The 14,693-nt window shown below is 40.2% G+C and carries 8 protein-coding genes; 6 read left to right on the top strand and 2 right to left on the bottom strand.

Annotated elements, in window-relative coordinates; all coding sequences use genetic code 11:
- Window positions 1-132: 132 nt before the first annotated feature.
- The 5 genes from LKW28_RS16350 to narI all read left to right on the top strand — a co-directional run bounded on the left by LKW28_RS16350 (window position 133) and on the right by narI (window position 7,202).
- A complete protein-coding gene (locus LKW28_RS16350; RefSeq protein WP_420708898.1) occupies window positions 133-417 on the top strand; it encodes a hypothetical protein in 285 nt (94 codons plus the stop codon).
- Window positions 401-4,078 carry a nitrate reductase subunit alpha gene (locus LKW28_RS16345; protein WP_229141423.1) on the top strand — a complete coding sequence of 1,226 codons (3,678 nt, stop codon included), beginning with the start codon at window positions 401-403 and terminating at the stop codon, window positions 4,076-4,078. Before LKW28_RS16350 ends, LKW28_RS16345 begins: the two co-directional genes overlap by 17 nt.
- A complete protein-coding gene (narH, locus tag LKW28_RS16340) occupies window positions 4,068-5,570 on the top strand; it encodes a nitrate reductase subunit beta (RefSeq protein ID WP_229141422.1) in 1,503 nt (500 codons plus the stop codon). Before LKW28_RS16345 ends, narH begins: the two co-directional genes overlap by 11 nt.
- Entirely contained in the window at window positions 5,567-6,169 is a 603-nt protein-coding gene (gene narJ / locus LKW28_RS16335) for a nitrate reductase molybdenum cofactor assembly chaperone (RefSeq protein ID WP_229141421.1), read from the top strand. Before narH ends, narJ begins: the two co-directional genes overlap by 4 nt.
- A 331-nt stretch (window positions 6,170-6,500) precedes the next feature.
- Entirely contained in the window at window positions 6,501-7,202 is a 702-nt protein-coding gene (gene narI / locus LKW28_RS16330; RefSeq protein WP_229141420.1) for a respiratory nitrate reductase subunit gamma, read from the top strand.
- A 54-nt stretch (window positions 7,203-7,256) separates the two neighbouring features.
- Here narI and LKW28_RS16325 read toward each other — a convergent pair whose 3' ends face one another.
- Together LKW28_RS16325 and LKW28_RS16320 are read right to left on the bottom strand one after the other, a co-directional pair.
- A complete protein-coding gene (locus LKW28_RS16325; RefSeq protein ID WP_229141419.1) occupies window positions 7,257-10,589 on the bottom strand; it encodes a cellobiose phosphorylase in 3,333 nt (1,110 codons plus the stop codon).
- 20 nt (window positions 10,590-10,609) lie between these two features.
- Window positions 10,610-12,772: a glycoside hydrolase family 3 N-terminal domain-containing protein gene (locus LKW28_RS16320; protein ID WP_229141418.1), complete on the bottom strand. Its 2,163-nt coding sequence runs from the start codon at window positions 12,770-12,772 to the stop codon at window positions 10,610-10,612.
- A 526-nt stretch (window positions 12,773-13,298) separates the two neighbouring features.
- Here LKW28_RS16320 and LKW28_RS16315 point away from each other — a divergent pair.
- Complete coding sequence (locus LKW28_RS16315) at window positions 13,299-14,549, top strand: sugar ABC transporter substrate-binding protein (protein ID WP_229141417.1); 1,251 nt, start codon at window positions 13,299-13,301, stop codon at window positions 14,547-14,549.
- Window positions 14,550-14,693 lie beyond the last annotated feature (144 nt).

Below are 14,693 nucleotides of genomic sequence, written 5' to 3'. Positions count from 1 at the left end.
GCCCCTCGAGGTCATAAGCCAATCCGTCAAGAAGGTCAAAAGGCAACCTTCTCGCCGTCTCGTCTTATGCTTGTCGGGGCTGAGCAAGGCGCTTGCGCATTTCTAAATAAAGGGGTTGGTTTGTTGTTTTCAATGAAGAATGACGCCATGTTAATTGATGATCGGGAAGACTTGATTGCTATAATTCGAATGCGATTTGGTGATATTCCTGGAAAAATGGTAGAAGAAATCTATGAAATACAGGATATGAATACATTGCAGCGCCTCATCTTAGCTGCGGCAAATGCATCAAGCTGGAAGGTCTTCCTTGAAGAGTTTCAAGCAGGCACACAAAGCTTCAGGTTAGTGGGGGAGGACTTTAACCCATTGGCCAATATCCTAAAGGGAAGGGATGGAGACATTGGCAAAGCAAAATAGTCTCTTCCACTCGCTAAAGCATTTAGTGCGTGGAGAACGAATAAACGATGGCTGGACAGAAGAAAATCCACGCCCGCGTGACTGGGAATCGATCTATCGCAATCGTTGGGCCTATGATAAGGTTGTCCGCTCTACACATGGAGTGAACTGTACAGGTTCATGCAGCTGGAAAATTCATGTTAAGGACGGAATCATCGCCTATGAAACCCAGCAAACAGACTATCCGTCTACCGGAGACAATTTCCCAGATTACGAGCCCCGCGGCTGCCCGCGTGGTGCGAGTTTTTCATGGTATACATACAGCCCAACTCGTGTGAAATACCCATATGTACGAGGTGACCTCCTTTCCTTATGGAAGGATGAAGTTGCGAAGGCGGATAACCCAATACAAGCGTGGGAAAATATTGTCACCGATCCGGAAAAACGAAAATCATATGTTTCTGCCCGTGGTAAAGGGGGATTCGTCAGAGGAAACTGGAAGGATGTTTGCCAAATGATTGCAGCATCCTCCATCTACACCATCAAAAAATATGGTCCAGACCGAGTTGTCGGTTTCAGCCCGATTCCGGCAATGTCGATGGTGAGCTATGCAGGTGGGGCACGATTTTTATCCTTAATCGGTGGAACCATTCTAAGCTTCTATGATTGGTATGCAGATTTGCCGCCAGCATCGCCACAGGTGTGGGGTGACCAGACGGATGTTCCGGAAAGCGGTGATTGGTACAACACGAAATACTTCATTATTTGGGGTACCAATATTCCGCAAACGAGAACCCCTGATGCCCATTTTATGGTGGAATCTCGTTATAACGGAACAAAGGTGGTTGGGGTCAGCCCGGACTACGCGGAATATGACAAGTTTGCAGACATTTGGCTACCCGCAAAAGCGGGTACAGATGGAGCACTTGCCATGGCGATGACACATGTGATTTTAAAGGAATTTTATGTGGATAAAGAAACACCTTATTTCCGTGATTATGCAAAGCAATACACCGATCTGCCGTTCCTAATTACCCTGACTAAAAAAGGCGAAAACTATCGCTCCGACCGGTTTCTAAGAGCTTCTGATTTTTCTGATCTACATGAGCTTGGTGATTGGAAGACTGTGGTTTGGGATGAAACGACGAATCAAATCGCGATTCCAAATGGAAGCCAAGGCTTCAGATGGGATAGCAGCACGAAATGGAATCTTGATATGACAACAGAGGATGGCACAAGCATTAATCCGAAGCTAAGCTTTATCAAGGATTCAGATGATGTTGCGATGGTCGAATTTCCTTATTTCGCCGAAAAAGAGGGCGGAAAAGTGGAACGCGGTGTACCAATCAAACGGATGATCGACCAATCCGGTAATGAACTGATTGTGACAACTGTATACGACTTAATGCTTGCTCATACAGGTATTGACCGCGGACTTCAAGGGGACTATCCGACTGATTATAATGACGCGGTTCGACCATATACACCTGCATGGCAGGAAAGCATTACAGGTGTGAAAAAGGAACATGTTATCCAGGTAGCGCGTGAATTTGCAGAAAATGCAGAACTAACCCAAGGTAAATCAATGATTGCAATGGGTGGAGGTACAAATCACTGGTTCCATAGTGACCAAATCTATCGTTGCATTTTAAATCTTGTTCTCTTAACAGGTTCACAAGGAGTGAATGGCGGAGGTTGGGCTCACTATGTAGGACAGGAGAAGGTTCGACCATTAGAGGGCTTCTCTCAAATTGCGTTTGCTAATGACTGGGTAAAAGCACCTCGATTAATGAACGGAACATCCTTTTTCTATTTTGCAACCGAGCAGTTCCGCTATGAATATGATTTTGATGATAAAGAAACAGATTGGGGCAGCAAGTATTCCGATATGCACCCGGCGGATTTTAATGCGTTGTCGGCACGTCTTGGTTGGCTGCCAAGCTTCCCGACACTTTCGCAAAATTCATTGGATATCATGAGGGAAGCTCGTTCAAAAAATAGTGATGACAAAGCGGTGACTGATTATATTGCAAAGCAAATGGTCGATGGAACACTCGATTTTGCGATTGAAAACCCAAATGACCCGCGGAACTTTCCAAGAGTCTTCTTTAATTGGCGCTCCAATTTATTAGGTGATAGCGGGAAAGGCCATGAATATTTCGTTAAGCATTTAATTGGTTCGAAGGATACGGTTTTATCAGACCCAGAACAATCCTGGCAACCAAAGGATGTTAAGGTTACTGAAGATATACCTGAAGGAAAAACGGATCTCTTCGTCAGCATGGATTTCCGGATGACAAGTTCAGGGCTGTTTTCTGATATCATCCTGCCTGCCGCTACATGGTATGAAAAACAAGACATTAGTACAACAGATTTACATCCGTTTGTGCATCCGTTTAATGCGGCAATTAGTCCGCCATGGGAAACAAGAAGTGACTGGGATGCTTTTAGGGAAATTGCAAAAGCATTTTCAGATCTTGCAAAAGACCATTTGCCGGCGCAAGAGGATCTCGTCATTTCACCGCTTGCCCATGACACGGTTAATGAAATCGCCCAACCTTTCGGAAAAGTGAAAGACTGGCGCAAAGGCGAAGTGGAAGGAATTCCAGGAAAAACGATGCCGAACCTTAATTTCGTGAAGCGCGATTATCCAAATGTGTATGATATGTGGATAACTGTAGGACCGAATATTAAAAATGGCTACGGAACGAAAGGGGTCAAAATCCCTGGGGATAAGGTATCGAAATCGCTCATGGATCGCCTAGGACCTTCTAAATCAAAAGGTGTTGGAAAAGGTCTTCCATCTCTATATTCCGATGTAAAAGCGATCAATGCGATTCTTCTCATGTCAGGTGCGACGAATGGGAAGCGTGCTGTTGAAGGCTGGAAGTCGATGGAGCAGAAAACTGGGAAGAAGCTTGAGTCTATTGCAAAAGAACGTGAAGAAGAGGACTTTACATTAGATGCTCTGACAATTCAGCCAAGACAAACCCTTTCAACCCCGGTATGGAGTGGGCTTGAAAATGATGGCCGTCGGTACTCACCTTTTACTGTTAATAAAGAGTTCCATATTCCGTGGCACACACTTACTGGACGACAAAGCTTCTATTTAGATCATGAGGTCATGCTCGATTATGGTGAAGGTCTTCCACTTTATCTTCCGCCGATTAATAAAGGTCCTTTTATTAAGGGTGAAAAAGAGGTTGAGAACACTGGGAAGTCGATCACACTTCGTTATATGACACCTCACCAAAAATGGGGTATCCACACGATGTTCACAGATACGAAGAATATGGTACAGCTATTTAGGGGCTGGCAGGTTGTCTGGTTGAATGAAGAAGATGCGGCTGAAATCGGAATTAAAGACAATGACTGGATTGAACTATATAACCGAAACGGCGCCGTTGTGGCTAGAGCTGTGTTAACGTACAGAATGCCGCGCGGAGCGGTCTATATGCACCATGCTCAGGACCGGGTAATGGGTGTACCAGGAAATACAATTAACAAAAATCGCGGTGGAACACATAACAGCGTGACGAGAATTTATCCAAAGGCAACACATATGATTGGTGGTTATTCACAGCTAAGCTATGGATTTAATTACTATGGACCAACAGGTAGCCAAAGAGATACGTTGACAATTGTTCGCCCATTAAAGGAGGTCGACTGGCTTGAGGATTAAAGCACAAGTGGCGATGGTAATGCACCTAGACAAGTGTATCGGCTGTCATACTTGTTCTGTCACATGTAAAAATGTATGGACGAATCGACCCGGTATGGAGTACGTCTGGTTCAATAACGTGGAAACTCGTCCAGGACCAGGGTATCCGAAGGAATGGGAAAACACGGATCGCTATAAGGGTGGATGGACATTAAAAAACGGCAAACTTCACCTACGAGCTGGAGGTCCAATTTCCAAACTTGCAAACATTTTTTACAACCCAAATATGGCAGAGCTCGATGATTTTTATGAACCATGGACGTACGATTTTGAACATCTGCATAATGCAAAAAAAGGGGAAAACATCCCTGTTGCACGACCAAAATCAATGATTACCGGTAAATACATGGATAAGCCGGAATGGGGCCCAAACTGGGATGATGACCTTGCGGGTGGTAGTGAGGTCGTCCCAATGGACCCGAACGTGCAAAAACTTCAAGAGCATATTGCGATGGAATATGAAAAAACATTCATGATGTATTTACCGCGAATTTGTGAGCATTGCTTGAATCCATCCTGTGTTGCCTCTTGTCCTTCAGGTGCACTATACAAGAGGGATGAGGATGGAATTGTTCTGGTGGATCAGGATGCTTGCCGCGGCTGGCGTTTTTGTATGAATGGATGTCCTTATCACAAGGTCTACTATAACTGGAACACTCACAAGGCTGAAAAATGTAATTTCTGTTATCCACGTACTGAAGCGGGTCTACCAACGATTTGTTCCGAGACTTGTGTTGGTCGTATTCGTTATATCGGGGTTGTGTTATATGATGCAGACCGCGTGAAGGAAGCAGCGTCTGTTGAAGATCCGAAAGACTTATATGAATCACAGCTTTCTGTCTTTTTAGATCCATTTGATCCAGAAGTGATTGCAAAAGCAGAGGAGCAAGGAATTAATCATAGTTGGATTAAAAGTGCGCAGGAGTCACCGGTGTATAAAATGGCGATGAAGTGGAAGATTGCGTTACCATTGCACCCTGAATATCGCACAATGCCAATGGTGTGGTATGTGCCGCCACTTAGCCCAATTATGAACCATATTACAAATGAGCAAAACTTGAATGCTGAAGGATATATACCAGCTGTTGATGACATGAGAATTCCGATGGAGTACTTGGCATCGATTTTATCAGCAGATGATACAGACGTCATTCGCCGCGTCTTGCTGAAGATGGCTGCAATGCGTGTCCATATGCGTGCAAAAACCGTTGGAGGAATTGATGGTGAGTCAATGAGCAAGCTTATAAAGGAAGCCAATACATCACCTGAAGAGCTTGAAGAAATGAATCGCTTATTAGGGGTCGCAAAATACAATGAGCGCTTTGTGATTCCGACAGGTCGCCGCGAAATGGATGAAGACCTCCATTACAAGCAAGGCGCATGTAGTATTGAGGATTTAGCACCACCAGAAGGAATGGTGACATATCCATTTGAAAGAAGTGGAAATCAATGACCAATGAAGCAAAAGCAATTTTAATGATCATGTCACGTATCCTTGATTATCCGGACCAACCTCTTCTTGAAGGGTATCCGGATATCGAGGAATATGTGAATGAAGAAGTTGGCTCTGTAAAAATGAGAAATGAAATCTTGGAAAGAATTGCACCTCTTTTTAAGATGCCATTGCTCGAATTGCAGGAACTCTATGTAGAAACCTTCGATTATAAGGATCGAACTGGTCTTTACTTAACAGCCCATGAATTGGGAGATAGCCGAAAACGAGGGGCGGCCTTAATTAAGCTGCAAAAACTAATTGTTGAAGGTGGGTTTGAATATCACGGGAAGGAAATTGTGGATTACATCCCCATGCTGTTTGAGCTTTTAGCACATGCACCAGAGGGTGAAAACTTTGAACGGTTATATCGGCGCTTAGCCTTTGCGGTCGATCGAATCCATAAAAACCTTTTCGATTCGAATCCATACCACAGGATTATGGACCTATTAATGATGTTTGTCTTTGAAGCACCAGAAGCAGAAGAAATCACCTTGCTAGAAAATCAGCGTGAGGAAGCAGATTTAGAAGAGCTGCCATATCCAATGCTTTATCAATAAGAAAATGTTCATAACTTTGTGGATAATGTGGACAATGTGGATAAAAGTGATGTTTTTCTGTGGATAACGTGGATATTGTGGAAAAATAATATCTGACAATTCTCGGCACTATCCACAAAAGCATCCACAGGCTGTGGAAAACAAATGTTCTTATGTGGATAAATGAAATTTTTGTAAGTCGTTTTCGATGGCTAGCTCCAGGCACCATCGGCTCGAGGTCATAAGTCAATCGCTTCTGAAGGTCAAGGGCACCTTCTGTCAGCGCTCGTCTTATGCTTGTCGCCGATAGGCAGGTGCCTTGCGCTTTTCAATTTTGAAAGGAGGTTATTGGATGGAACTACATTTCTGGTGGACCGCATATCCTTATATATGCATCGCAATCCTTGTTGTAGGAACATTTTATCGGTTTGTGTTCCGTGGAAAAAGCTGGACTGCACCATCAACGGAAATCTTTGAGAAAAAGTGGCTGCGCTATGCATCGGTCATCTTCCATTACGGAATCATCTTTGCTTTTGTCGGTCATGTAATGGGGATGCTGATTCCTCTTGAATTTTATAATGCAATTGGAATTGACGACCATACCTATCACCTGTTTGCAATAGCGGGGGGTGGTGTTGCTGGAGTTATGGTTGTGCTCGGATTAATTTTATTTTTGATTCGAAAGTTTGCAATTGAGCGTGTACATGTTCATACATCAGCAGGGAGTTATTTCACTATTATTTTACTGCTTATAGTGGCTGGCTTAGGTACGTATATGACTTTGGTGTACAACACAACAGTAGCGGCATACGAGTACCGAATTTCAATCGGGCCGTGGTTTCGAAGCTTATTCACACTTAATCCACAGCCTGAATTAATGCTCGGGGTTCCTACTTTGTTTAAGACGCATGTCATTCTGTCGTTCCTGTTATTTGCATCGATTCCATTTACAAAGCTTGTCCATATGTTCAGCTTCCCATTGCGCTACCCAGCAAGAGCACCACAGCAATACCGCTCGCGCGATGGATATTCGAAAAATACGCGTCAAAACTAGGGGAGCACATAGTGGAATAACAAGAAGAGCCAGTTCGAAAACTGGCTCTTTTGGTTATAGATAAACTTCTATTTCATTATCCCTACTCTTAAACAGTTGTTCAATTGTTTCTTTTGTTATTAAGAATCCACCTTGACGATATGGATTTTTAGTTGTCTCTGTATCAATTTTCTTGCCATTGATTAAAATGGATTTTTCTTTTTGCTCCAAGTGATACGTAATTATTACTTGTTGTCCCATCATCTCAAAATTTAGAGTTAGGCCATTAAGCTTTTGTGGCAACACAGGATCAATGATTAAATTTCTTGCTTCATAGCGTATTCCTAAACAATTAGATATTAATTGGTTCATATAGATTCCAGGGCCGCTTGAATAAATGCGCCAACCACCTTTTACTTTTACAGTTCCTTCACGTAATTCATTAAAACGTTTTTGTGCTTCGTAACGGGTATTAAATTTACCATCTGAACTACTAAAATATGCGTTACTTTGGCGACGTTCCGCGTTTGGAACAACGTTCTGTATACCAACTGGGTTAATAATTTCTAAGCCGTTCCAAACCTCATCAATATAACCAAGCTTTGCCATTGCCTCAACATAACGAATATGTGCATGAACATATTGAAGTCCAATTTCACGACCAAAATTTGAAGCTTGTTCCGCGCGTTTAAAATTCGTGCTCACTCCACCTTTATACTGGGCAGGGCGATCCATTAGTCTAACTCCATCCGGACAATATAGTTTATCTTTAATTATTTGATAATGCGCATTCGCTTGTTCCGGTGTTAATAATTCACTAATAATTCCGCGTTGCATTGGAAGAAGACGATAGTTTATACCTGTTTTAGTATCTGACGGATGTACCATCAACTCAGGGTTATTTGGATCTTCCATGTATACGAATCCAGGAATAACGTCTGTCTGCAAGATATATTTGTTGTAATCTTCTTTAATCCCGTTAGCAAGGGTCATAAGCTTTTCTGATTCTGTTTCATTAACGTCGGAAAGAACTTTAGATAATTTAGTAATTGCCTGATAGGTTAAGGCTACTGTCCAACTACTTGCCATATATTTTTTTAATTGTGGATTGGCTGGTTGCAATGTATCGTCCCAATCACCATCACCATAGGATGATAAATAGGTATCGTGTAAGAAATTATTCTTTATATATTGGATTTCCTTATTAATATGGTCTCTGAGTGTAGCTTTATTTTCAGTGAAATCAAAGCTTCCTCGGACAGTATAAGGAACTTCTTCATCTAAAATTGAAAAGTCTCTCGTTACATCCAAATAATCACTAATTACTTTTAGAGGCCATACTATGATATCTCCGTGGCTGTCATCCTGTTGAAATTTAAAATATTTGTCGAACATAAACCACTGTGGCCAGTTACCATCGTCTTGATATTGGTGAGAATATACGATTTTAATAATGTCGCGGACAGTGTCATAATTTTGTGTAGCCATAAAGTATTCAGTAGGTCCTTGACATACATCGCGAGTACCCCAAGCAGCCCCACCATATTGCTCAAGTCCATGTGGTACTGAGAAATGAACAAGCATATTATGAGTATACCACCAGGCAAGGGCGTTTACTTTTTCAAGCTCTTCTGAAGATTCACCTTGCATGGACAAATGGAAGCCATTCATGACTTGACGATAATAAGTGCGATAACGTTCAATTTCATATGCTGGATCAAGCTCCACAAGTGTTATATCTTCACCATTTAGAAGTCCTTGGATGGTAATTGTCCACTCTTTAGTGGGAGCAACCTCTAAAACGACTAGAGAAGCTGAACCCGGCTCAACGTTTGAAGCTATTTTTTCTTCGTCTGATACTGTCATCTTAGACCCAGTTAGATATAGTTTGTATGTTAAATCGGGATATGTCTTTGCACTATCTGAAGAAGAGTCTGCAAAGAATGTAATCTCATTATTCCGGGCTTCATAACGGAATGGAACCTCATATTCGTTATTGTTCATAGTAATCTGATTCGTTACCAAATAGCGATACTCTTTTCCACTTGCTGATCTGACTTGTAAACGGATTTCAGGACGATCTAACGTTGTATAATTTGTAATCATAAGTAAGTCTTCAGAAGTTTTATAGTACCAACGAACATAGTTAAAACCAATTTCAAACATAGATGGCATCGTTAATAGTTGGTAGCTTCCATTTATATCAACATATATGCGTTGACCAGAGGTTTTTGTATTGTTGAGTGCGTTCCTCATGTTTGTCATCATCTTATTCATGGATGTATTTCCAATAACGATATGTGAATTAAAGACGCCGTACATATAGGAAGTTGTCGTCATTGTATCATCTTTAACTTTGTCATTTTGACCGCTCATCAAGATATGACCGTGTGGACGTTCAACAAGTAACTCTTTCTCCTTAAGAACAACATGCTCGTATGTGTTTGTAAAAAAAGATAATAGAGTGTTACTATCCCATTCCTCTTGATAACGGATTGGAAAGTATTGATCAACTTCCTCTTTTGTCATTGAAATGGTTTGAAGCGGTTCACCGATTGAAGAGGAAATGACAACTTTAGGAGCCGGTTGACCAATGGATGTTTCAGACATTTTTGCTTGCTCCCAAGCCTGTAATAGTTCCGCTTCGAATTCTAAGCTAGTTATAGCACTTGAATGGTTTTCTTTAAATACCCCATAAAAAACGAATTGGTGTGTCCCAGATAGTGTAACTTTTTCAGATTGTAAGGCAATATATGCAAATTCGTACTGATAGACCTCATTCGCTAAGGTGTTCTTTGTTAGTATTTCAGGTTCGTTTGTTTCTTTATAGGACAATCCAAAAAATTGAAATCCATCAGTAGAATATCCAATCGATTTTTGTAAGGATCCCTGTTGGATATATGGGAAAGTCCCACCAGATTGTGGTTGGTTCTGGCGAGTGCATACAATATATCCTCTTTTCTCGTCATTAAAGACTGCATGGTCCATATATTGGGACATATAGGCTTCGTTCGATCTCACAGCACCTTGATCAGCAAGCCCTAAATCCTGGCCATAAATGATATCAGCCTCAACATCATTTCCCTTGAGTGTTACATCCCAGAACCAAATACCTTGTTTTGTTAATGTAAAAATGACTTGGTAATGAACTTCGTCTACGGAACCTGTCCATATAACTTTAGAATCCAAGAATTCTACATGGCTGGAAGAATGTACACCAAGTAAAGGAATCGCCTTTATTCCTGTTGGATAATATAGGCGGAGATAAAGATTATTTAATGACCCGTTAATTGGATCTGTCATTAACTGATTAATCATTGTAGTTTTGTGAGATACATGAAAAATGTCACCACTGTTCAAAAACGTAAATTGTACATTACCTGCTTCAAGTCTCTTTTTAAAATCCATTTTATTGTCTCCTTGCCAATTTATTTACGTAACTCAAATGGTAAAGATAAAACGTCTCTACTATTCGAACCTATAAATGCTAAAAACTTTCCTGGATCACTTGTATACGAAAGGTCACTATGATGATAACGAAGTTGTTCTTCTTTTAAAGTGAATGTCACCTTCTTAATTTCACCAGGTTGGAGTTGAATTTTTTTGAAATCCTTTAGTTCTTTTACCGGGCGAACAACGTCGCCAACTATATCTCTTACGTAGAGCTGTACTACCTCTTCGCCGGCTATTTGGCCACTATTGCTAACTGTAATTGAAAGAGTTAGCGGATTGTCATGTGTCAATCTATCAGATGAAATTGACATATCACTATAGGTAAAAGTTGTATAGCTAAGCCCGAAGCCAAATGGTAAAAGCGGTGAATTTGGTATATCTATATATTGTGAAACATACCGTTCTTGGGCATCTTGCGCATGTTTAGGTCGGCCGGTATTAAATTGGTTATAATACACAGGGATCTGACCGACAGAGAATGGGAACGACATTGATAACTTACCGGAAGGGTTCGAATCTCCAAATAATAAATCGGCAATTGCTGCTCCGCCTTCAGTACCTGGAAACCAAGCCTCTAAAACAGCAGCTGTTTGATCAATTACTCCATGTAAATCAAGTGGGCGACCGTTAAATAAAACAGCTACCATTGGCTTACCTAGTTCTTTTATTTTTGCAACAAGTTCTAACTGAATTTGCGGTAAACGAATATTTCCTCGGCTACCAGCTTCACCACTCATTTCTGATGCTTCCCCTAGAGCTAAAACAATAACATCAGATTCTTTAGCTATTTGCATGGCTTCATTAATTTGTTCACTTGTGCCTGTCTCGATATCACAGCCTTTTGCAATCAGAAGTTGGCTAGCATCCAGTTTCATTCTTATACCGTCACTTAGTTTTATAGCATCATCTTTAGAACCCAACCAAGACCAAGGACCAAGAATGTCACCGTTTTCTGCAAATGGGCCAATTAGACCAACTTTTTGATCCTTTTGAAGTGGTAAAACGGATTCATTTTTCAAAAGAACACAAGACTTAGTCGCAAGGTCACGAGATAATCTGCGGTGATTCTCATTTAATACAATTTCCTTTTCCTTTTCAACGTCTGCACCACGGTACGGATTTTCGAATAGGCCAAGTTTTTCTTTTAAAGTCAAGATACGAAGGACAGATTCATCTATTAATTCCTCTGCAATCCTATTTTCTTTAATAAGTTCTTTTAGATGTTTCGCATAACAAGCAGTCATCATTTCAATATCAACACCAGCTTCAATTGCTTTATACGCTGCTTCTTTCTCGTCTTCTGCTACTCCATGAGGGATCAATTCCTTCACAGCTCCCCAATCTGAAATCAGAACTCCTTCAAACTTCCATTCATCACGTAGTAAATCACGCATTAATTTTTTATTTCCTGTTGCTGGAACGCCATCAACCGTATTAAATGCCGTCATTACCATTTCACAGCCTTCATCAAGCGCTGCTTTGAATGCAGGTAGGTAGTATTCACGAAGCTGACGTTCAGACATATCGACAGTGTTATAATCGCGTCCTCCCTCTGAAGCTCCATATGCTGCAAAGTGTTTTACACAAGCTGCAACTCTAGAATAATCATTTGATAAATCCGATCCTTGAAACCCCCGAACAAATGCTTTTCCAAACAAACTATTTAAATAGGGATCCTCGCCAGTAGACTCCATTACTCTGCCCCAACGAGGGTCGCGAACTAAATCTACCATTGGTGCAAAAGTTACATGTACCCCTGAAACAGCAGCCTCTCTGGCGGCAACTTCAGCACTCTTTTCTGCTAATTCTAAGTCCCATGAACATCCAATTGCTAATGGTACAGGAAAAATTGTTTTGTATCCGTGTACAATATCAGACATTACTAATAGAGGAATTCCTAATCGGTTTTCTTCGATATGTTTCTTTTGAATATTGATAACCTCTGCTGCACCGGAAGCACCTAATACAGAGCCTGTATTTTTTATATCATTCTCACTTATACCCATATTTTGCATAGGACCTGTAATTTGTCCCTGATCAGCTGCACCTTTAAAGAAAGGAGTAGCCAATTGCATCAATTGTGCAATTTTTTCTTCTAACGTCATCTTTTCAATTATTAAGGCTAATTTGTTATTCATGTTTAATCCTCCAAATCTAAACCCTATTTTATAACATGAGTTATTTTTTAGTGAAACGTTTCTATTGTGAATACAATTTGGATTATAAGTGGTTTTTAATCATAGAGTCAATGGAAAGAATCTATTACAGACAAAAACCAAGATTAGAAATTCAATTACAATAAGAGAACAAACCTAGTAGATACAAGGCTTCATGCTAAATAAATTAGGATGTGAGTGCTGGTATTATTATTCCAAAAAAAAATTTTTTTATTGATTTTAAATAAAACTATTGAAAGCGAATTCAAATCGGATTATAATCAATTTGTCGAAACGTTTCGAAATGATGTGTAAAGAAATGAAGTTTTTTTAAAAGAAGTAAAGGAAAATAGCGCTTGGACTTCTTGATCTTATTAGTGAAACGTTCCGTTTTTTTGAGTAAGGGGCTTATAATTGTATGAATGTTTACCAAGTAATAGGGAAAAGTACAATCATATAAGCAATTACTACTTTGTTGAAAAATTTCTTAATAAAGGAGCTAGAAATGATGAAGAAATCTTTCGGTTTACTATTAGCTTTAATGATTTCTATTACCATGTTGTTAGCAGCTTGTGGTGGAAATGATACAGAAGATGCTAAAGGCGGAAAAAATGGAGATAAAACAATTTCTGTTTGGGCAATGGGAGAAGAAGGTAAAAAATTAGATGAATTAACTAAGAAGTTTGAAGAAGAAAACCCTGGTATCAAAGTTAAAGTACAAGCGATCCCTTGGGATACTGCACATGATAAATTGCTAACCGCAGTTGCTTCTGGTAAAGGTCCGGATGTCCTACAATTAGGAACTACTTGGGTACCTGAATTTGCAGATGCAGGAGCGCTATTAGATTTAACACCTTATTTAGAGGATTATCCTCAATTCAAGCCTGAAAATTATTTTGAAGGCGCACAAACATCAATGCATTTTGGAGATCAAATTGTTGGGGTTCCTTGGTATGTTGAAACACGACTTATATACTATAGAACCGATTTACTAGAGGAAGTTGGTTATCCAAACGGACCAGCAACTTGGGATGAACTAAAAGATGCAGCAGAAAAGCTTACTGCTCGCGGCGAGGGATTCTATGGTCTTGATATCGACCAAGCAGACCAAGTAACACCATTTATCTTTGCTTGGCAAAATGGATTTGAGTTTGATACTGAAAAGCCGAATTTGAATCTTGATAGCCCTGAATTTGAAGGTGCAATGGAGTATCTAACAAGTTATTTCAAAGAAGGATTAAGTCCAACAACTAAAGGTATGGACATTATCCAAGCCTTTAAAGATGGCGTAAAACCAATGTTCTTCAGTGGTCCATGGATGATTAATATCATTAATGATCAAGCTCCAGATTTAGACGGTAAATGGTCAGTAGCGGTTATGCCTAAAAAAGAAACAAATACTTCAAGCATTGGTGGAGCAAACTTTACTGTTTTCCATAATTCTAAAAATGTAGATGAAGCTTTAAAGTACATTCAATATGTTACTGATGTTGATACACAATTAGAGTGGCTTGAAATTTCGAATACGCTGCCTTCACGAGTGGAAGCTTGGGAAGATCCAGTTTTAGCAGAAAATGAAATGTTATCAACCTTCGGAGAACAACTGAAAAATACAACAGGTAGTCCACAAATTACTCAGTTTGAAAAAGTTGCTCAAGAGCTAATTGCTACATTAGAAAAAGTTAATGTTGGTGGTGCAGACTTAAGCAAAGAACTTGATAAATTCCGAACTGAAGTAGAGAAGATTATGCAGGATTAATGTAAGACTTATAGTTATTAATAGAATAAGCGCTATCCTTTCTTAGATATGGAGTTGCAAGCATGGTACGTACTATTATTCATATGGGTCGTAAAATATGCTTGTGCTCCATTTTTATCAGTTAGGAAGCTCGTTTTAGTTAGG

The organism is Bacillus sp. REN16, assembly GCF_020731355.1.
Classification (GTDB): Bacteria; Bacillota; Bacilli; order Bacillales; family Bacillaceae_L; genus Ferdinandcohnia.
Note: the sequence above shows the minus strand (reverse complement) of the source record. Positions and strands in the feature narration are given on the sequence as shown.